Annotated in this window: 17 protein-coding genes and 1 pseudogene; 16 read left to right on the forward strand and 2 right to left on the reverse strand. The window is 32.4% G+C overall.

The annotated features are described in order from the left end of the window. The 3 genes from ACJAX4_RS11500 to ACJAX4_RS11510 form a co-directional block, all read left to right on the forward strand. On the forward strand, positions 1-585 hold a 585-nt coding region (locus tag ACJAX4_RS11500), incomplete at its 5' end, for a DUF4367 domain-containing protein (RefSeq protein ID WP_435789601.1). Positions 586-971: 386 nt separating this feature from the next. Next, the gene (locus tag ACJAX4_RS11505; protein WP_435789602.1) at positions 972-1,238 is read left to right on the forward strand and encodes a hypothetical protein; all 267 of its coding nucleotides are present in this window, start codon (positions 972-974) and stop codon (positions 1,236-1,238) included. Continuing rightward, positions 1,225-1,956: a hypothetical protein gene (locus ACJAX4_RS11510; protein ID WP_435789603.1), complete on the forward strand. Its 732-nt coding sequence runs from the start codon at positions 1,225-1,227 to the stop codon at positions 1,954-1,956. Before ACJAX4_RS11505 ends, ACJAX4_RS11510 begins: the two co-directional genes overlap by 14 nt. A 132-nt stretch (positions 1,957-2,088) precedes the next feature. On the opposite strand, the gene ACJAX4_RS11515 is transcribed toward ACJAX4_RS11510, so the two are convergent. Further along, complete coding sequence (locus ACJAX4_RS11515) at positions 2,089-2,538, reverse strand: hypothetical protein (protein WP_435789604.1); 450 nt, start codon at positions 2,536-2,538, stop codon at positions 2,089-2,091. Between the two features lie 375 nt (positions 2,539-2,913). On the opposite strand from ACJAX4_RS11515, the gene ACJAX4_RS11520 reads away from it, so the two are divergent. Beyond that, positions 2,914-3,180 (forward strand): hypothetical protein, encoded by a 267-nt coding sequence (locus tag ACJAX4_RS11520; RefSeq protein ID WP_435789605.1) that lies wholly within the window; start codon positions 2,914-2,916, stop codon positions 3,178-3,180. 221 nt (positions 3,181-3,401) lie between these two features. Here the strand turns inward: ACJAX4_RS11520 and ACJAX4_RS11525 are convergent, their stop codons facing one another. Continuing rightward, the gene (locus ACJAX4_RS11525; RefSeq protein ID WP_435789606.1) at positions 3,402-3,800 is read right to left on the reverse strand and encodes a pyridoxamine 5'-phosphate oxidase family protein; all 399 of its coding nucleotides are present in this window, start codon (positions 3,798-3,800) and stop codon (positions 3,402-3,404) included. A 220-nt stretch (positions 3,801-4,020) separates the two neighbouring features. Here ACJAX4_RS11525 and ACJAX4_RS11530 point away from each other — a divergent pair, with 220 nt between their 5' ends. The 12 genes and pseudogenes from ACJAX4_RS11530 to ACJAX4_RS11585 all read left to right on the forward strand — a co-directional run bounded on the left by ACJAX4_RS11530 (position 4,021) and on the right by ACJAX4_RS11585 (position 21,256). Beyond that, the gene (locus ACJAX4_RS11530; RefSeq protein WP_435789607.1) at positions 4,021-5,946 is read left to right on the forward strand and encodes a sigma-54-dependent Fis family transcriptional regulator; all 1,926 of its coding nucleotides are present in this window, start codon (positions 4,021-4,023) and stop codon (positions 5,944-5,946) included. Between the two features lie 326 nt (positions 5,947-6,272). Next, complete coding sequence (locus tag ACJAX4_RS11535) at positions 6,273-7,217, forward strand: thiamine pyrophosphate-dependent dehydrogenase E1 component subunit alpha (protein WP_435789617.1); 945 nt, start codon at positions 6,273-6,275, stop codon at positions 7,215-7,217. Then, the gene (locus ACJAX4_RS11540; protein WP_435789608.1) at positions 7,214-8,182 is read left to right on the forward strand and encodes an alpha-ketoacid dehydrogenase subunit beta; all 969 of its coding nucleotides are present in this window, start codon (positions 7,214-7,216) and stop codon (positions 8,180-8,182) included. The genes ACJAX4_RS11535 and ACJAX4_RS11540 overlap by 4 nt, the downstream gene beginning before the upstream one ends. Before the next feature lie 80 nt (positions 8,183-8,262). Continuing rightward, entirely contained in the window at positions 8,263-9,555 is a 1,293-nt protein-coding gene (locus ACJAX4_RS11545; protein ID WP_435789609.1) for a dihydrolipoamide acetyltransferase family protein, read from the forward strand. A gap of 14 nt (positions 9,556-9,569) precedes the next feature. After that, positions 9,570-10,961 carry a dihydrolipoyl dehydrogenase gene (gene lpdA, locus ACJAX4_RS11550; protein ID WP_435789610.1) on the forward strand — a complete coding sequence of 464 codons (1,392 nt, stop codon included), beginning with the start codon at positions 9,570-9,572 and terminating at the stop codon, positions 10,959-10,961. A gap of 90 nt (positions 10,962-11,051) precedes the next feature. Further along, positions 11,052-12,044, forward strand: coding sequence for a lipoate--protein ligase (locus tag ACJAX4_RS11555; RefSeq protein WP_435789611.1), 993 nt, complete (start codon positions 11,052-11,054; stop codon positions 12,042-12,044). A gap of 250 nt (positions 12,045-12,294) precedes the next feature. Next, positions 12,295-13,260, forward strand: a complete 966-nt coding sequence (locus tag ACJAX4_RS11560; RefSeq protein WP_435789612.1) for a DMT family transporter — start codon at positions 12,295-12,297, stop codon at positions 13,258-13,260. Positions 13,261-13,639: 379 nt separating this feature from the next. After that, entirely contained in the window at positions 13,640-14,047 is a 408-nt protein-coding gene (locus ACJAX4_RS11565) for a bis(5'-nucleosyl)-tetraphosphatase (protein ID WP_435789613.1), read from the forward strand. A 95-nt stretch (positions 14,048-14,142) separates the two neighbouring features. Next, positions 14,143-15,921: an aminopeptidase P family protein gene (locus tag ACJAX4_RS11570; RefSeq protein WP_435789614.1), complete on the forward strand. Its 1,779-nt coding sequence runs from the start codon at positions 14,143-14,145 to the stop codon at positions 15,919-15,921. 116 nt (positions 15,922-16,037) lie between these two features. After that, a complete protein-coding gene (locus ACJAX4_RS11575) occupies positions 16,038-18,020 on the forward strand; it encodes a molybdopterin-dependent oxidoreductase (RefSeq protein ID WP_435789615.1) in 1,983 nt (660 codons plus the stop codon). A 135-nt stretch (positions 18,021-18,155) separates the two neighbouring features. Continuing rightward, a pseudogene (locus tag ACJAX4_RS11580) lies at positions 18,156-19,613 on the forward strand (4-hydroxyphenylacetate 3-hydroxylase family protein). A gap of 386 nt (positions 19,614-19,999) precedes the next feature. Further along, a complete protein-coding gene (locus ACJAX4_RS11585) occupies positions 20,000-21,256 on the forward strand; it encodes an ammonium transporter (protein WP_435789616.1) in 1,257 nt (418 codons plus the stop codon). The last annotated feature ends 305 nt before the right edge of the window (positions 21,257-21,561 follow it).

Raw genomic sequence — 21,561 nt, forward strand, 5'->3', positions numbered from 1 at the left:
TTGATTATAATTCTTTCAACATTTCTCTCATCAATTCCAAAGGTAACTGCTTTTAAATTTAATATTATGAAAAAAATTGAGAAGTTAAGAGGAGATACTAGAGATATTAAGTTTAGCACAAATGATGATGGTTTAAATAAAAATTTAAATAGTAGTGTATTAAAATCAAATGATAGTGCAGATCAGATAGAAAAGTTAGTAACAATAGATGAGGCTAAAAAAGAGGTTCCCTTTAAACTTTTGGTGCCTACGTATATACCTGATGGGTATAAGTTAAAAACAGTTAAACTTGTAAAAGCTATGGGTGATTCTTTTAGTGTTAAGCAAATTTATACAAACAGTACAGGGAAAATAATTCGAATTAATCAAAACACTATATCTGAAAATGGAGCAGAAACAATTTCTATGAGTTCAAACCTCTGGACTGAGGATATAATTATCGATAACTTAAAAATAAATTTTGCTACTGATGATAAAAACTTTAAAACGATGCTTTGGTTTGATAACAATACAAAGAATGAAGTACTTATGCCATATGATTTTACAGATATTCAAATGAAAAAAATAATTGGATTATTAAAATAAAGCCCATTTTAGGGCTTTATTTTAATTTATACCTATGTTTAAGAGAGTGTTTATATAGATAAGAACAGGATGTTTTCTGTTTTATTATTCTGTATTTTATTAAGAGTATCTATTGGAGTAAGTGCTGCAACTAACAAACCAACAGTACCAGTTCCTTTGTTTTATAATAATTTAAAGGAATGTAGCCTTTTGAGGGCGAAATATTATGATAAAATCTATTTTGAGCTTTGCTACTTTAATAATTTGGACTACCTTACCTAAATGGATTGGCCATTATTAAGTTCTGCTAATATACTTTGTAGTGCATTAATAAAGTTTTCGTCATTATTCATGGATATAATAGTATTAATACAGAGGAGGCTACAAATTGAAATGAAATATTAAGTATGATCATTATATTCGCGATTATTGCAACAATCACAGCATGTGATAAAGGTGTGGAAGGGAACAAAGACATCATCAAATCCCCAGAAGAAAAGAGTGAACCTGATGTAACCGTGGTTAAAATTTACAAGTATGAGAATATGGAGATTTCTAATTGGATGGATGAGGATACAGTGATCGCTGTAAAAGATAATGAATCACTAGATAAATTAAGCCTGTTAGAACTGTCTGATTCATATCCTAGAAGAAGCAAGATTGTCCAAGGATAAGAAACACCTGATATATAGTGAATATAGATTAGGTGATCCAGCTTATTATGTAATGAACATGGATACCTTAGATACATTTGGTATAACGGGAGATCGTATTGGAGGATCCATGAGTGTCAAATGGGCTGGTGATGGGACAGTTATTGGTGGAGTTTATAGTGGTGATTCCTATTTAGATAGTGTGACAAATAAAATAACTGTGATAGATGGCTTAAAGGGTGATCGCGTGTATATTGTAGATAAAATAAAAGATAATGTTTATTACAATACAAATGTTGATAAGACATTAATGCTATTGAACATGGCAACAAAGGAAAAGATAAGTCTAGGGCTAAATCACGTGAATAATGTTTTCCCCTCACCGGACTTAAATCAAATATTGGTTACACAGATAAATGATTCAAAAAAAACATTAATTCTATGTGATATTGATGGAGGAAACAAAAAAATCATTGCAGAAGGTGCAGGGTTGAGCGGCGTCTCATGGTCACCGGATCAGCGAAGAATTGCTTACAACCTGAAATTGGATGCAAACGGGACAATGGTTAGTGCTCTATATATTTATAATATAGTAACTGGTAAGGTCACTCAAATTGAGGTTGTTCACGATAATTTGACTACTTACTGGAGCCCGTCAGGAGAAAAACTGATGTATACCGAATTTGATGGAACACAATTTAACAGTAGTATTGTTTCTTTAAAATTTACATTACAATAGGATATGCAATAAAGGTTATCATAGATAAAACAACAAATAAAATAAATAATGTTCTCTTGTTTTTCATTTATGGACCTCCTCTAACAAGTTGTGACGCTTTATAAAACAAGGCGACTTAATGAAAACTGTAGATTATGCTGATTTAGTATGTTTTAGCGATATAACTGTAATCATAAACATTGATAAAGATATATTTGCAATTACGATAGACTGAGGAATAATCTCAACAAAAAATCCGATTCCATACCATTGACCAGTAAGTAAAAGCCAAAAGGAGTGTATAAAATTATTTGTAGCTCCTGTAGAATTCAGATATTCCTTTGATATAGTAGTAAGCAACGTAATAAGCCAAAATACCAAACAACACTTCATAATTCCACGATTCCTAATTTTTATTGCAACCATTAAAACTAAAATCCAAACGGTTATATAAGAGAATGTGACAATCACATTTTTTATTGTTGCTGAATCTCCCGCCTTGAACTCGTTAAAATTTAAAAAGAAACATATAGTAACAGTTAAAATAGCTAAAATAATTGTAGCAATAGATAAAATAATTGATAACGTTCGTTTATTTTCCATTATTAATCACCTCATATAAATAAAGTCTGTTTCACCTTTTATAACAATCTTAACTTAAATCTATAAAAATTATATCATATTTCCACATCACTATATTCCTTAAATCCTAAATATGCATAGCATATTCAAGAAAATACTCTAAATATAGCGACAAAGAATGAGAGAAATCCAACTAAAATATAAAATATTGCTACTTTTTTATTCTTAATATTGTAATATACGTTAAGTAGCTTAATATATTAGTGTGATTTCATATGAAAATATTTACTATTATGGGAAAATACTAATGTAGAAATATGTATAATGTGTTATAGTTTCTATAGAGTTAGGTCGAAGTCGTAATAAATTATGGGATATAAAGGGGGTGGTATAAGTATGAAGTCACTACTGTATAAGTATCCAATTAAATCGTCTATAGTAATAACTATAATTACTTTCATTATGTCAATATATTTAATAAACCAAGCAGGATTATACTATGGGTTATTAATACAAATGCCTGCAATCGTTGCAGCAAGTCATATTCTCGATAAAGGGCGAAACATTACTATCCTAAAGAGACTAATAGTTGCTATATTTATAATGCTTATTTATTCGATTGCCTTATTATACGTATTCTCTATTATAAGACACAGTAATTGAAGCCGAATAATCACTTAAAAACACCGTATTATTCAATTAAATTTACGGTGTTTTACTTTAATAAAAGGATGGTGGGACAATGTAACTTTAATCATATGGGGACCTTCCGCCAGACTTCTAAGCATGGATACAGAACTCCAGGACTATGTGAAGAAAGTACCCTGAGGACGTACTAAGACCACAACATAAATGTCGTGGTCTTAGTACGTCCTCAGTTTATATTAAAATTTAGTTATTTTTGGCGCATCTGAGAAAGAATATAATGTTGCTTGTCCTTCTTCTACATAGAAGACTTCAAAAATAGGGTTATCTGGAGAGTTATGCATTTTTGCTAAAGCTGGCATAACTTCAAACGCTTTAGCTTTTGCATCCATGCTTGAATCAAAGACTGCCTTACCTTGTAATCTTAGCCATTGTCCTTTATCAGACATAGTACAAACTTCAAAATACGGATTAATAGTTAACTGATTATAAACATCCTTTTGGTTACTAGTGCAAAAGTATATTTTGCCTTTATGTTCCATAGCAAATCCGAATGGGCGTATTCTAGGTTTATCACCCTCAACTGTTGCAAGATAGAATATTTTAGCATCTGTAATAAATTTCAATATTTCATTCATTATTTTTACCTCACTTTATCAATTTTTTTATGAATTTAACCAATACATCTCTTTCTTATTATACATTAATAACCATGTTAAATATAACAGATTTGCTTAATTAGTTTATAAAGATAATAATTTTTTAATTACTATATATTATCATACTATTTATTGTATATTATGATAATATATAGTTAAATAGATATTAATAATAAATTCTTGGGGGGCGAGGGTTATTATGGGCACAAATGTTAGCAAAACTGCGTGGAATAGTTTTGTAAAAGATAATATTATTATCCCATCAGTAAATCATCATGTGGCAGAATCTTGGAAAAGATGCAAAGAACTTGGTGTGGATTATAATGATGGCATTGGGAAAAATGTTAGTGGAGAATTACTAAAAAATACAATTTATGAAAATGAAGAACTTATTAAAATCGCACGTCCGATTATGGAAAATCTACATACCATAGTCAAAGGTTCTGGTTTTATTATAGTACTTTCTGATAGGGACGGATGCATAATTGAAGTTTTTGGAGATAAAACTATAGAAGACAGTGCGGATACAATTAATTTTAATTTGGGATGCATTTGGACTGAAGAAGCTGTGGGTACAAATGCCATAGGCACCGCTATGTTTATTGATAAACCTCTCCAAATAATTGGTGAAGAGCATTATTGTATGCCACACCACAAATGGACATGTTCTGCTACAACAATACATGATGAAAAAGGAAATATCATTGGTTGTCTTAATATGTCTGGGAAGAAAGAAGCAGCACACCCTCATACACTGGGGATAGTTGTTGCTGCAGTATATACCATAGAAAAGCAGAGAGAGCTATTAAGATCTTATGAACTTATAAATACTACTTTTGATGGTACATCAGACGGTATAATAATCATTGATATAAATTACAATATAAGCAAGTTTAACAATAGTGCTACTGAAATTTTAGCAATAGAGCCAAGCGATTTATATAAAATTAATATTAAAAAAATGCTTAAAGATGTGGATATTGAATTCCAGGCATTAGCTATTAAAGAGATGAAGAGTTATCTTGATTTCAACTTTTATATAGGTAATAAGACAATAAGATGCAGCGTTAATATGATACCTAGAATGCTCGGAAACAAAGTAATAGGTGTAGCAATTACTTTTAGAAAAATAGAATATTTACATAAAACAATAAATAAAGTTACAGGAAATAAGGCGTTATATACCTTTGATTCAATTGTAACCCAAAATAATAAAATGCTAGATGTTATAGAAGTGGCAAAAAAGATGGCTAAAACGAAATGTTCAATTCTTATTGAAGGGGAAAGTGGAACTGGAAAAGAACTATTTGCACAAGCTACTCATAACTACAGTAGTTTTTCAGAAGGCCCTTTTGTGGCAATAAACTGTGCTTCCTTGCCGAAAGAACTATTAGAAAGCGAACTGTTTGGTTATGAAAAAGGAGCATTTACTGGAGCATCTAAAGAAGGAAACCCTGGGAAATTTGAATTAGCACAGGGTGGAACAATTTTTCTTGATGAAATTGGAGAACTACCATTAGAAGTTCAATCTAAACTTTTGAGAGTACTTGATAATTATAAAGTAAGAAGAATAGGTGGGAAAAGTGAAATAAAATTAAACATAAGGGTGCTGGCCGCAACAAACAGAAATTTATTTGAAGAGGTTAAAAATAAGAATTTCAGACAGGATCTATATTATAGGTTGAATGTTCTTAAGATAGATATCCTTCCATTAAGAGAGAGAAGAGAAGATATTGAACTAATTGCAAATTATTTTCTTTCAAAATTAAAAAAATATCAAAACAAAAATGGTGCCGATAAATTTAGCCCTAAATTTATTAATTACCTTTATGAATATAATTGGAATGGAAATGTACGAGAACTTCAGAATATTATAGAAAGAGCATATTATTTATGTGATGAAAGTATAATAACTGAGAAATATCTATACGGAAATATAATAAAACAAGATGCAATGAATCTTGAAGTTGTTTCATTAGAGAATGCTGAAAGAGGAAATATAATAAAGATGATAATTGAATGTAGTGGAAACGTAGTTGAGGCGGGAGGAAAATTAAACTTAAGTAAATCCACAATTTATAGGAAAATAAAAAAACATAACATAAATTTGGATTTAATTTTTTAATTTTCCCAAAAGTGGTAAAAAGAAATTATTACAGACCCATAAATGGGAAAAACAAAACTACTGTAGATTTCGCAGCGGGAATATGTTTCAATTTTGGGAATAATCAGATTATTACATTGAGACTCACATTATTAATAAGACTTATATTAGGCTTAAATGCACAATATGAGTCTTTTTTTTCGTTAAATCGGCGTTTAAAAGACATTTTTTAAATTTTTGAATTGGCATAGCAATTGCTTAGTATATAAATATACAAATAGTTAAAATAAAGGGGAGGTAATGTTTTGGATAATTCAAAAGTAAATACTCTAGAATTGTATAAAACCATGTTGAAAATAAGAAAATTTGAAACTACAGCTAAGAACCATTTTGCGGAGGGTGAAATACCGGGATTTGTTCACCTTTATATCGGAGAAGAGGCGATTGCAACAGGTGTATGTTCAAATTTAAACGATGATGATTTTATTACAAGTACGCATAGAGGTCATGGACATATTGTGGCTAAAGGCGGAGATATAAATTTCATGATGGCTGAACTTTTCGGAAAAGCTACCGGATATGGAAAAGGTAAAGGTGGTTCCATGCATATTGCTGATGCAACAAAAGGAATATTAGGTGCTAATGGTATAGTTGGTGCAGGACATAATATATCCGTAGGCGCAGCTTTTAGTGCTCAGTATAGAGGAACAAAACAGGTTTGTGTATGTTTCTTTGGGGACGCTTCCACAAATCAGGGAACATTCCATGAGTCTTTAAACTTGGCTAGTACATGGAAGCTTCCAGTAGTATTCGTATGTGAAAATAATTTATATGGTATATCTGTTAGTCAATCTAGACATCAGGCAATAAAAGATATATCGGTTAGAGCTGTTTCATATAACATGCCGGGGGTTACCATAGATGGAAACGATGTCTTTGCTGTAAGTGAGGCTGCAAAAGATGGTATTAAAAGAGCTAGAAATGGTGAAGGCCCTACACTTATAGAGTGTAAAACCTATCGACAAAGAGGACATTTTGAAGGTGATCCAGGAACTTATAAACCAGTTGCAGAACAAGAAGCGTGGCTTAAAAAAGATCCTATCCCTAGAATGGAAAAATATCTTTTAGAAAACAACATAATAAATGAGGAAGAACTTAAATCTATTCAGTTAGATATGGACAAGGAACTTGAAGATGCAGTGAAATTTGCTAATGATAGTCCATATCCATCATCAGAATCTATAGGAGAAGATGTTTATTCCGATATAAAAGAGGAGGTACGAGTAAGATGAATATGACGTTCTTAGAAGCATTAAAGGAAGCTATGAGAAGAGAAATGAAAAAAAATGAAAATGTATATATTTTGGGAGAAGATGTAGGCCCATTTGGGGGATGTTTTGGTGTTACTGCAGGTCTCTTTGATGAATTCGGAGAAAAAAGAGTAAGAGATACTCCTATATCTGAAGGGGCAATTGTTGGATGTGCTGTAGGTTCTGCAGCTACCGGTCTAAGACCAATAGCAGAGCTTATGTTTAGTGATTTTTCCACTGTTGCAATGGATATGATAGTAAATCAAGCAGCAAAAATGAGATATATGGTTGGAGGAAAAATATCTCTTCCACTTGTAATAAGAATGCCTCTTGGAGCAGGAGTTTCTGCCTCAGCTCAACATTCTCAGTCCTTAGAGGCTTGGTTTACGCATGTTCCAGGCCTTAAAGTTGTATACCCTACAACTCCCGAGGATGCATTAGGACTACTTATGACTTCGGTTGAAGACGATAATCCAGTGATTTTTCTAGAACATAAAATTTTATATGGAATTAAGGGTGAAATACCTGATGATATTAAGCCTATACCTTTAGGTGTAGCTAGAATTCACAGAAAAGGTACAGATGTAACAGTTATTGCTACAGGCAAAATGGTCCATGAAGCTATTTCTGCAGCAGAAAAATTATCTGCTGAAGGAGTTTCTGTAGAAGTATTAGATCCTAGAACTTTATATCCTCTTGATAAAAAGGCAATATTTGAATCAGTAGGAAAAACACATAAAGTACTTGTGGTAACTGAAGAAAATAAAAGAGGAGGCTACGGTGGAGAGATTTCAGCTATGATAGGCGAAGAATGTTTTGACAGTCTTGATGCTCCGGTAGTTAGAATAGGGGCTCTTAATACACCTATACCATTTGCAAAATGTCTTGAAAACTTAGTGGTACCAAATTTCGAGGATATTGTTAATGGGATAAAATCACTTTTGTAATACTTTAAAGGAGGGGATTTCCCTCCTTTAAAAAATTAAAGATGGTTTTTTAAAAATTACAATGAATGGGAGGATTATCTATGGCGCATATTGTAGTAATGCCAAAGCTTGGCTTAACAATGACAGAAGGAACTATCGTAAAATGGATGAAAAGTGAAGGTGAAGAAGTACAGGCAGGCGAGGGGCTATTTGAGGTGGCCACTGATAAACTTGTAAATGAAGTTGAAGCAAATAAAAGTGGCGTTCTTAGGAAAATTATTATTCCTGAGGGAGATATTGTTGAATGTTTAAAGCAGATAGCTATAATTGCTGATTTAGATGAAGATATATCAAGTATACTTAAAGAAACCGGTGCAAGTGGAGAAGTTGATACCCCTGTGCAAGTAGATCCAAAGGTTAAGCAAATAATAGTTAATGAGGAATCGAAAACTAGAGTAAAGGCAGCTCCAGTTGCTAAAAAACTTGCAACCGAAAGTGGAATTAATCTTCAATTAGTAACAGGTACAGGGCATGGGGGAAGAATAGTTTTAAAAGATGTGGAAGATTATATTGAAAATGAAAAAAATAACACTAAGGTTTCTCCAGTAGCTGCTAAATTAGCACAGGAGTTAAATGTTAATGTTTCTGAAATAAATAAAGATGGACGGGTAATGAAAGAAGATGTACTTGCCTTTGAAAGTAAGGGCACAGACATTACAATTGAGGAAAAGAGAGTTAAGATGACTCCTATGAGAAAGGTTATCGCATCAAGAATGCATGAGAGTTGGATTGTTTCACCTGCAGTTACTTATGATATAAAAGTGGACACTACCAACTTAAAGAGGGTTAAGGATAGCCTAAAAGATGTGTGCAAACTAACATATACTGATTTACTTGTAAAAATAATGTCTACTGCATTATTAGAGTTTCCACTTGTTAATTGTTCTGTTGATAAGGAAGAATTTATAATTAAAAACTATATTAATATTGGAGTTGCTGTGGCAGTAGAGGGTGGACTTGTAGTTCCGGTAATAAAAAATGTACAATCCAAAGGGTTAAGTGAAATTTCAGAGTCAGTTAAAGATTTAGCTTCAAAGGCTAAAGCAGGAAAACTTATAGAGGAGGAGATGAGCGGAGGAACATTCACAATTACTAATTTGGGAATGTATGGTATTCAGAGCTTTTCCCCAATTATAAATCAGCCTGAAGTTGCAATACTTGGAGTAAACACAATAGAAGATACTCCTGTAGTTATAAATGGAGAAATTGTAATAAAACCTTTGATGAATTTATCACTTACAGCAGATCATAGGGCTATAGATGGAGCGATGGCAGCTAAGTTTTTATCAAAAGTTAAAAAGTTAATTGAAAAACCTGAAATACTTATACTATAAGGAAGGTGACTGTTATGAAGGTAGTTGTTTTAGGTGGAGGTCCTGGAGGATATGTAGCTGCAATAAGAGCAGCACAATTAGGTGGGGACGTAACCCTTATTGAAAAATCAAAGATTGGAGGCACTTGCTTAAATGTAGGATGCATACCTACTAAAGTACTGCTGCAATCAGCAAAATTGCTACATGAAATAAAAGAAAGCGATAAATTTGGAATAGAAGTAAAGGGAAATGTTGAAGTAAACTGGGGTAAAGTACAAAGTAGAAAAAAAACTGTGGTAAACACTCTAGTTTCAGGCGTAAAAGGCTTGTTATCAGTAAATAAAGTTAAGGTAATAAATGGACTTGGAAGATTTGAATCAAAAAATGTTATATCTGTAATCAGTGATGATGGGAAAATCGAGAAAGTAGAATTTGACAATGTCATTATCGCTTCAGGTTCTCTTCCGTTTTTACCCCCTATAGAAGGCAAAGAGCTTGAGGGGGTAATGGATAGCACGGATGCCTTAAGTCTTACAAATATACCTAAGAGTATGGTGATTATTGGTGGAGGGGTAATCGGTGTAGAATTTGCTAGTGTGTACAGTGCCTTTGGGTGCAAAGTCCATATAGTAGAAATGCTTCCATTTATATTACCCCCTATAGATAGGGAACTTGGAGAAATGGTTAAGGCTAATTTAATAAGTGAAGGTATAGAAATATACAATGACTGCAAGGTAACTAAAATTGAAAAAGTAAATGAAAATTTGAATGTAGCATTTTCAAAAGGAACTGAAAAGTTAAATATTGAAGCGGAAAAGGTGCTTGTAGCTGTAGGAAGACGTGCAAATATAAAAAATATTGATTTGGATAAATCGGGAGTGAATATAGAAAAAGGTTGTATTGTTGTAAATGATAATATGGAAACAAATGTAGCTTCAATATATGCAATAGGAGATTGTACCGGGAAAAACATGTTGGCTCATGTAGCTTCGGAACAAGGCATCGTTGCAGCTGAGAGGATAATGGGTAAAAACTCTAAAATGGATTATAAGACTGTACCAGCTTGTGTGTATATAAGACCAGAACTTGCATCTGTGGGACTCACGGAAGAACAAGTAAAAACTAGTGGAATTCCTTATAGGGTTGGAAAATTCCCTTTAGCAGCAAATGGAAAGGCACTTATAATGGGTGAAACCAGTGGTGTTATAAAGATTATCGCTGATGTGAAATATGATGAAATTTTAGGGGTTCATATATTAGGACCTGGGGCTACGGATATTATTACTGAAGGTGCTCTTGCACTAAGGTTAGAATGCACACTTGAAGAGCTCATAACTACAATACATGCACATCCAACTGTAGGGGAAGCAATGAGGGAAGCTGTTCTTGCAGTAAATAAACAGGCAATCCATATTCCCAATAAGTAACTAATTTGGTGTTGAAAAAGTAGCTTAAAATAGCATTACTATTTGTTTTTAAGCTGCTTTTATTATAATATTGAGAGGAAGGTAGGATATATGAAATATGTTGAAAATAATTCTACGAATCCAAGATATAACTTAGCGTTAGAAGAATATGCTTTCAAAAATTTTGATATGAAAGACGATTACGTAATTTTATGGAGAAATGAACCATCAATAATTATAGGTAAAAATCAATGCACATTAGAAGAAATAAACAGTCAGTATGTTAGTGAAAATAACATTCATGTTATAAGGAGAATAACGGGTGGTGGTGCTGTATATCATGACCTTGGTAATTTGAATTTTTCTTTTATAACAAAGGCAGACAAAATGGAAAAAATAGATTTTAAAAAATATACATATCCAGTAATTAATGCCTTAGGAAAACTCGGAATTGAATGTGAGCTCTCAGGAAGAAACGACTTAACACTAGATGGAAAGAAATTTTCAGGAATTGCTCAAAGTATTATAAAAGGAAGGTTATTAAATCATGGCACACTATTATTTAATTCTCATTTAGAAACTCTAAGTAAAGCACTAATTGTAAAAAAGGAAAAAATAGAATCTAAGGGCATAAAATCTGTAAGAAGTAGAGTGACAAACATAAATGACTATCTAAAATCAGATATAGACGTTTTAGAGTTTAGAGATCTTATTTTAAAATATCTATATGAGTATGAAAAGAGTCCAGTTATAAAATATGAATTAACTAAAGAAGACAAAGATGGAATAGATAACTTGATGCAAAATAAATATAGTACTTGGGAATGGAATTTCGGTGAATCTCCAAAGTTTAATTATAAAAACAGTAAAAAGTTTGATGCTGGAATTTTGGACGTTAGAATTAACGTAGAAGATGGATTAATAAAAAACTGTAAAATGTATGGGGATTTCTTTGGAACTTGCGATGTTAAAAATTTTGAAGTACTTTTAGTAGGTTTAAAATACGAAGAAAATGCTATTAATAATGTAATAAAGGATATAGACATAACAAGTTATTTTGGGAAGATATCAAAAGATGATTTATTAAATATACTTTTTAATTAGGAATTGATGAAAAACTTTTAGTTAATCAAAATGAAAAAGCTTATTTAATAGAGAAATAGAAAATTTAGGATACTCTATACACATTAGTAAATGGCTACCCGGCGTATGGAGTAATAACAAAATAGTGATTTAAAGAATTCTGTGGTAATATGTAGTTTGATTATGTGTATTATAATAACAAATATTTATCTTAATAAGATTTTAACTGTATTATTAACATGATCAAATTTTATATAGTAGAGGCGTAATAATGAAAAAAGGATACTGGTTTATAATTCTATCTGCATTTCTTTTTAGTACTATGGAAATAGTACTAAAAATGGTTTCAAATGATTTTAATCCTATACAGATAAGTTTCATAAGGTTTTTTGTAGGGGCAATACTTTTATTACCACTTGCTATAAAGAAATTGAAGAGTAAAAAAACTTCATTAACTAAAGATGATATTTTGTTTTTTGCACTTACAGGATTTATTTGTGTGGTGGTTAGTATGACATTTTACCAACTTGCTATTTTATACTGTAAGGCATCTTTAATAGCTATACTTTTTAGTTGCAACCCTGTATTTGTAGTTACTTTTGCCCATTTTTTAATTGGTGAAAAATTATATAAACACACGATTATCTCAATGGTACTTAGTATAATTGGAATGATATGTATATTAAATCCTTTTAGCATGGAAATTAGTTTAAAAGGGACAATATTCATTATTATATCCGCGATAACTTTTGCTTTATATAGTGTAATAAGTAATAAGAAAATTGAGAAATTTGGAGGCGTAGTAATAAACTGCTTTACGTTTTTAATTGGCAGCCTTGAAATATTAGTAATTATTCTTATTACAAAATTAGATTTTGTATCAAGCTTTATTTCTGGTATTGGATTAAATGAATTCTCAAATATTCCGATTTTTAAGGGTATAACAATAGAAAATATACCGATGCTAGCTTATATTAGTATTTGTGTTACTGGGCTTGGGTATACTTTTTATATTTTAGCAATGGAGGAAACTTCTGCTTCGACTGCATCAATTGTATTCTTCATTAAACCAGCATTAGCGCCAATTTTAGCTTTAATAATTTTAAAAGAGGTTATTGCTTTGAATACGACAATAGGTATTGTTTTTATTATTATAGGTTCTCTTATTAATTTTATATCTACGAGTAAGTTAGCCAGTGGAAATACCATTTCAATCAAAAATTATTGCAACAGCTGACGCATATGACGCTATGATTAGTGAAAGAAGCTATCGTAGTATTCATCTAGATAGTACCTAGCGTCACCACGCTGGAGTTGGTACTTCTAAAAATAAAATAAGGATTAAAGTAAAAAAAATCTCTGTTTATGGAAGATTTTTTTTTATAGATTTGTTATAATAATAGTCAATTAAAGTAAGTTAAGAGTAAGTTTTTTATATGACATTGGAAGTAGCAAGAAATGCTTATATAGTAGGCATTTACATGTACTTCGCCTAGAGATTCTAATTGTAATTAGTTTTTGTGCTTTGTAAATAAGAAGGATAAATATGAGGAAATTATCTAAACTTAGAGTAGATAACTATTTCAAAACAAGGATATTTTTATGGGGGTGCTATTATGAATTTTGAAAAATCCTGTGGAGCCGTGATTTATAGAAAAAATGATGATAATTTAGAGTTTCTTACTATTAGTCATAAAAGTGATGGCCATTGGGGATTTCCAAAAGGCCACGTTGAAAAAGGTGAAAACGAGGAAGAAACAGCAGTAAGGGAAATCTATGAAGAAACGGGGTTACTAGTTGATCTAATTGATGGATTTAGAGTAACAGTTGAGTATTCACCGAAAGAAGGGGTAAGGAAAGAGGTTATATTCTTTTTAGCTAAAGTGCAAGAGCAGTCAGTACATATTCAAGAAGAAGAGGTAAAGGATTATAAGTGGGCTAGCTTTCAACATACAAAACAAATATTATCTTATGAAAGTAGCAAGACTATTTTGGAACAAGCTTACGAGTTTATTCTTTTCTAAAAAAGGAGAGTAGAGAATAGTAATTGGAATAATAGCTTTTAGTGTTATTGGATTACGTATACAATGTAATTTTAATGAAAGTGGGGGTATATATTATGAAAGTTAAAGATAAGATTGAGAAATTAAGAATATTAATGAAGGAAAACAAAATAACTGCTTACATAATTCCTAGTTTTGATCCACATCAAAGTGAATATGTAGCAGAGCACTGGAAATGTAGACAATGGATATCAGGTTTTACAGGTTCAGCAGGTACTGTAGTTATTACATTAGAGGACGCTGGCTTATGGACAGATGGTAGATACTACATTCAAGCTCAGACGCAACTTGAGGATTCTGGAATTAGATTATTTAGGATGGTAGATCCCGGCGTACCCTCGTGTACTGAATGGTTAAAATCTGTTCTTAAAGAAGGAAGTATAGTTGGTTTTGATGGAAGTGTTTTTTCAGTAAATATGGTTAAAAATATGGAGAAAGCATTTAAACCAAAAGGAATAACATTAAAAATGGACCATGATTTAATTAATGAATTGTGGGAAGACAGACCAGAGATACCTAAAGGCTCAATTTTTGTACATGACGTAAAATATGCAGGAAAGTCTAGAGTAGAAAAGCTGAATGTGTTAAGAGAAGAAATGAGAAATAAAGGTGCAAACTATCACTTATTAACGTCCTTGGATGACATTGCATGGCTTTTAAATATAAGAGGCTCTGATGTACCAAATAATCCTGTTGCAATAGCCAACGTTATAGTAGCGCAAGACAAATGTTATTTATTTGTTGATTCTTCAAAGGTTCCTCATGATATTAAATTAGAACTAGAAGCTCAAGATGTTATATTAAAAGATTATAATAAAATACAAGAATTTTTAAAAGAGCTTACAATAAGAGATTCAATTATTTTTGATGTTAATAAAACAAATGCTGCCTTATATAACGCTATTAACATTGATACCACAAAAATTGAATATCCGAGTATTACTACTAAATTAAAAGCTATTAAAAATGAAACTGAAATAGCAAATTTAAAATGTTGTGAAATAAATGATGGAGTAGCTATGGTCAAATTTATAAAATGGCTAAAAACCTCTGTGGATAAAGAAGAAATTACAGAGATTTCTGCAGAAGAAAAATTAGAAGGCATCAGAAAGAAGCAAGAGCTATTTGTTGGTCCTAGTTTTGACACTATAGCAGGATATAAGGATCATGCTGCCATGATGCATTATAAAGCAAATAAAGCAACTCAATATACTCTAAAAAGCGAAGGAGTTTTCTTAGTTGATTCAGGTGGACAATATTATAATGGAACAACAGATATTACAAGAACTATAGTTCTTGGAAAACTTACTGACGAAGAAAAAACGGATTTTACTTTGGTGTTAAAAGGCTTCATTGCATTAAGCTCAGCTAAATTCTTGCATGGAGCAACGGGTTCTAATTTAGATATATTAGCAAGGCAACCTATTTGGCAACATGGTTTGGATTATAAGTGCGGAACAGGCCATGGAGTAGGATTTTTCTTGAATATTCATGAAGGACCTCAGGGTATTAGAAAAGAAACTGATAATATAAAATTAGAAAAGGGCATGGTTATTACTAATGAACCCGGAATATACAAAGAAGGAAGGCATGGCGTTAGAACTGAAAATATGATACTTGTAGTTGAAGATGAAAAAACAGAGTTTGGACAATTTATGAAGTTTGAAGCAATTACTTATTGCCCTATTGATTTAGATGGAATCAATGAAAAGATGCTATCTGAAAGCGAAATACATTGGTTAAACAACTATCATAAAGCTGTATACACAAAACTTGCTCCTTGTTTAGATAAAGAAGAGAGGAAATGGTTACAACATGAGACTAGAGGGATTTAGCGGTGATAAAAGGCTGAATAATTACCCAGGTAATGTCATGTATTCCAGTGTAGATCTAATGGAAAAATTATGATTATATATTTATTCTGTAAAATCATTAACAATGGAGGTAATCAATGGAAGATAAAAATATAAATTTTGGTTGTTCACTAGATTGTTTTGGAAATTGTTCTATGGTAGCAACAGTGAAAAATGACAAGATTATAAAAATAGAAGGTAATAAGCATCATCCTTTAACTAAGGGAGTAATTTGCGAAAAGGGGAGAAAACATCTGGAAAGAGTATATCATCCTGATAGAATATTAAGCCCTAAAAGGAAAGTTAATGGAAAATGGGTGGACATAAGTTATGAGGAAGCTTTAGATGAGATTTCTAGCAAACTCCTTTCTTATAAAAAAGAATACGGCTCCGAATCTGTACTCTTGTTCTCTAGTGGTGGTTATAGTGGGCTTAGTAAGTCTGTAGATGAAATGTTTTTTAATTACTATGGGGGAGTAACAAAAGCTATAGGTAGTCTATGCTTAGGTGCTGGTAGAGAAGCACAAAAAATCGACTTTGGCTCTAATAAGGAGCATGATCCTAAAGATATACAAAAATCTAAGACTATTTTTATATGGGGTAGAAATCCCGCAGATACAAACATTCACTTGATGAAATATTTAAAAGAGGCAAAGGATAGAGGGTCAGATATTTATGTTATTGATCCAATAAAAACAAATACTGCTAAGGTAGCTTCAAAATATATTAGATTGAATCCAGGGACGGATGGTGTCTTAGCTTTTGGTATAGCGAACTACCTTATTGAGAATAACTTGATTGATAAAGACTTCATAGTGGGAAATGTTAAAGGATACGCGGATTATAAGGAGTATGTAAAGAAATTTAACTTAGATTATGCGCAGGAGATTTCAGGAGTAGATAAAGAGAATATTATTAAACTAGCAAAGGCTTACGCCCTAAATACACCTTCTTCAATTTATATTGGCTATGGACTTCAAAGATATAGAAATGGTGGGAACAATGTGAGAGCCATAGATTCTTTAGGCGCCATCACAGGCAATATAGGTAAAAGTGGAGGAGGAGTTAATTACTATCATAAAACTATTAGTAAGTATGTAGTTAGCCATGTAGATAAAAGTGAACAGCTCAAAGTGAAAAAGAGAAATTATATTGTAGGTCAATTTGCTGATTTTATATTAAGCACTAATAATCCCCCAGTGAAGTGTATGTTTATAAACAAAGGAAATCCGCTGGTTCAAGTAGGAGATATAAACAAAACTCTTGAAGCTTTTAAGAAAATTGATTTTATTGTAGCTATTGATTTGTTCATGACAGATTCAGTAAGGTCTGCAGACCTTGTGCTACCAGCTACTAGCATCCTCGAGGAAGAGGATTTTATTTATACAGGAATGTATTCGCCTTATCTTAGTTATTCGGAGAAGGTTATTGAACCTGTAAACAACATCATTGGTGAGTATGAGTTTTTTAGAAGCCTTGCTAGAAAAATGGAGCTAAAAGAGTACCCAGATATTGATAAGGAAACCTTTTTTAGAAATGCCTTAAGACCTCTTATGGATAAGGCTAATGTGACCTATGAATACTTAAAGGAGAATTACTTTGCCCTAGGGGGGGAAGAAATACCTTGGAAAGATGGAAAGTTTGATACACCATCGGGCAAATATGAACTTTACTCTGAAACTGCTAAAAATCAAGGATTAAGTCCGGTGCCAGAATATATACCTATAAAGGAAAGGGATGAAAACTATTCACTAAGGTTATTATCGCCTCATCCGAAAAATTCACTTAATTCTCAGCACTTTGCCTTTGAAGATGGAAAACCAATAGCTTATATAAATGAAAACACATTAAATCAACAGGGCTTTGAAAATAACCAATTAGTAAAAGTAAAGTCAAAGTACGGTGAAATCGAAGCATATCTACTTATAAGCGATATTGTAGGGGAAAACATAATTATGATCTATGAAGGTATGTGGCATAAAAGTGGTTCTGTAAATATGCTAACAACTGATGAAGTAAGTGATATAGGGGATCAATCCGCATACTATGAGAGTTTTTGTAGATTAGAAACAAGGCTATAGGGATTTATTAAATACGAAAGAAGTTGACAGATGTAGGAGAAAATAGTATTATAAAAAACAATATAGAGAAAATTCACACAATTAAATGATTAAATTTAGAATTCTATATTTATTAAAAATAACGGAGGGATAAGAATGACTTTAATGAATAAAGAACAATATATTGCGAGCTTAAGGATGCTTAAATTAAACGTATACATGTTTGGTAAGAAAATTCAGAATCCAGTAGATAATCCAATTATCATTCCTTCAATGAATGCAGTTGCAGCTACTTATGAGTTGGCCCTTAATCATCCAGAATTTGAGGATCTTATGACAGCAACATAACATTTAACAGGAGAAAAAATAAACAGATTTAATCATATATTTCAAAACACAGATGACTTAGTAAAAAAAGTTAAGAGACAAAGATTGCTTGGTCAACATACTGCTTGTTGCTTTCAACGTTGTGTTGGGCAAGATGGTTTGAATTCTGTGTATAGTACAACATATGAAATTGACAAGAAGTATTCGACCAATTATCATCAAAGATTAGTAAATTTTTTAAAGTATGTCCAAAAGGATGATTTGATTGTTGATGGTGCAATGACTGACCCGAAAGGAGACAGGGGACGTTCACCTAGTAAACAGACAGATCCTGATCTTTACCTTAGAGTGGTGGAAAGAAGACCAGATGGGATAGTAGTAAGAGGTTGTAAAGCTCATCAGACGGGGATAGTGAATTCACACGAAGTACTTGTTATGCCGACAATTGCTATGGATCCTGAAGATAAGGATTATGCCGTAAGTTTTTCAGTGCCAACAGATACTAAGGGCATAGTTATTATATATGGAAGGCAGTCCTGCGATACCAGAAAGCTTGAAGGTAGTGAGATGGATGTAGGAAATAGTGAATTTGGAGGGCATGAAGGCCTGGTAGTATTTGATGATGTGTTTGTTCCAAACGATAGGATTTTCTTGAATGGTGAAACGGAATTTGTAGGAATGATGGTGGAGCGCTTTGCAGGACACCACAGACCAAGTTACGCTTGTAAGGTAGGTGTTGGTGATGTGCTTATAGGATCCGCAGCATTAGCGGCAGATTACAATGGAGCTGCAAAAGCGTCCCACATAAAGGATAAATTAGTAGAAATGACTCATCTTAACGAAACTATGTATGCCTGCGCTCTTGCTTGTTCTTTTGAGGGCCAAGCAACTCAATCTGGGGCATATTTGATAGATCTTTTGATAGCAAATGTTTGTAAGCAGAATGTAACACGGTTCCCATATGAGATTGCACGTTTAGCAGAAGATATAGCAGGTGGAATGATGGTTACGATGCCTTCTGAGGAAGATTTCAGGAGCGATGAAGTTGGTCATTACGTTAAGAAATATTTAAAGGGTGTGGACAATGTACCTACAGAAGATAGAATGCGTATAATGAGACTTATTGAGAACCTGACGTTAGGATCAGGTGCGGTAGGATACCGTACAGAATCCATGCATGGGGCAGGTTCGCCACAAGCTCAGCGAATTATGATCGCTCGTCTTGGTAATTTTGAACATAAGAAAAAATTGGCTAAGAGAATAGCAAAAATTAAAATTAATAAATAGCGTAGTGTCATCAACCTATAGCCATCAACATAAGGATTGAAATATAATCCTTATGTTGATGGCTAATTTTAATGTCCTTTAATATTAATGCTAGTAAAGTACCTCTTCATTTTGGGTAAAAGAAATATAAATTAACAATCTTATGAAAACAAAAGGATATCTCTGAATTTGCAAGCATATAAACGTTTTCACTACTTTAAGGCCTCAAATTATACTTTTCTTATAAGTGAAAAAATGTTACTATACCTCGGTGAGACAAAATCGTCACAGTGAGACAAAATAGTCACACTGAGTGGCATTTTTGTAAGTTATAATCATATAAACCATTTTTAAAAAGTAAAACATGCTTATAGCTAATGAAAAATATGATCAATGGGGGTAAAATAATGACTCAATTATCTGCAAAAAAAGGAGTTAAGAATGTTCCTAAATCCACTGTAAACAAAGGACTACTAATATTTTTATTGTTATTCTTTATAGGGGCTGCACTTATCTTGATACCTAGCATAAATCACAACGTATCAACTGGTGTTTCAGCAATTAATGCTGAAAGTAGCACAGTGAATCAAGCTGCCCTACAAAATAGTACAATTTTTGATACATTAAAATATGAGCGTTCTATTCATATTTTAGCAATGCTACTTGTTGGGTTTGGTTTCCTTATGGTTTTCATAAGAAATCACGGATATACTTCAATTACTGCAACATTTCTTTCAGTAAGTATAGCTATTCCAATGTATATGATTATAAAAAGTTTTGGTGGAGAAGAATTTGCTATGTCAACTATAAGTATTGATACACTTTTATTTGCAGAATTTGCTGCTGCAAGTTTGCTTATAGCAATTGGTGCTCCTCTAGGACGTTTAAAAATGGATCAATATATTATAATGGGATTATTATTCGTGCCAGCTTATATATTTAATGAATGGCTTATACTTGAAAGCGGTATATTTAAAGGATTTGTTGATACTGGCGGTTCAGTTGTTATACATGCTTTTGGTGCATATTTTGGACTCGGAGTTGTAGCAAATACCTTTTCTAAATTTAAAGATGACGCTGCTTGTGAAAATAATCCAAGCTCTAACCAACTTTGTCTAATTGGAAGTATGGTATTATGGCTTTTCTGGCCATCATTTACAAGTGCAATAGTAGCTCCAGAGAGAGTTGTCTTAACTGCAATAAACACAATTTTTGCCCTATGCGGTGCAACACTCGCAACATACATATTTTCAAAGATAATTAGAGGTAAACTAGAGATAGAAGATATAGCAAATGCAGCCCTTGCTGGTGGAGTGGCAATTGGTTCTACTTGTGATATAACAACACCTGGATATGCTATGCTTATAGGAATTGCCGCTGGAGCACTTAGTGTAGTTGGCTACAGCATTATTGCACCTAAGGTACAAAAACTTATAAAGGGAACTGACACCTGTGGGATTAACAATTTACATGGAATGCCTGGAATCCTTGGAGGTGTAGTAGCAATAGCTATAACTGGAAATGCTGGAATTCAGCTACTTGGAATAGTTGTTACTGTAGTTGTAGCTTTTATATTTGGAAAACTTACCGGCGCAGTTATCGCATTGCTTGGTAAAAAAGAAATTCCATATAGTGATGCAGATGAGTTTTTCATTGAGGGATAAAATAACATTTTCATGCCTGTGACATAACAGATGATATTAAAATAGAGGTCATGGGACAGCTGTAAACCTTAGTTGAATTTATTAGAGTATGTATATAAATTAAGAGTGGATTCTATCCCAGATTTAGGGGAGGAATCCACTCTTAGTTTTTTTAATCACTTATTAATTATGTCAACCATTTTTGAAAATGTCCTAAATAAGTGAAACATTAGCACCAGCAAGTTGCTGGTGCTTTATTTTTTAAAAAGCGTGATTTGGGGTGAATTTAATAGACCTAGTTCATGCTATACTTTTTTTAAAGAAGC

This window comes from Clostridium sp. (assembly GCF_051278035.1).
Lineage (GTDB): Bacteria > Bacillota > Clostridia > Clostridiales > Clostridiaceae > Clostridium_AD.